General features: G+C 66.7%; 1 protein-coding gene. It reads left to right on the top strand.

Annotated features, from left to right (window positions below; all coding sequences use genetic code 11):
* The coding region (locus RRF55_RS28390; protein ID WP_439419354.1) for a YaeQ family protein at positions 1-228 on the top strand (228 nt) is incomplete at both ends.

Below are 228 nucleotides of genomic sequence, written 5' to 3'. Positions count from 1 at the left end.
ATGCCCTCTGGTACAACGAGCAGCTGTCGTTCGGTCGCGGCCTGTCGGACGTCGACGAGCCGGCGCTGTGGGAAAAAAGCCTGGATGACCGGGTGCTGCACTGGATCGAAGTCGGCCAGCCCGATGCCGACCGCCTGACCTGGTGCTCGCGCCGCACCGAGCGCACCAGCCTGCTGGCCTACGGCAGCCTGCGGGTATGGGAAACCAAGGTGATCCCGGCGGTCAAGA

Origin of the sequence: Klebsiella sp. K47, from assembly GCF_051858335.1 — a bacterium.
Lineage (GTDB): Bacteria > Pseudomonadota > Gammaproteobacteria > Enterobacterales > Enterobacteriaceae > Klebsiella > Klebsiella pneumoniae.
The sequence above is the reverse complement of the archived record's forward strand: the minus strand, read 5'-3'. Positions and strand labels throughout refer to the sequence as shown.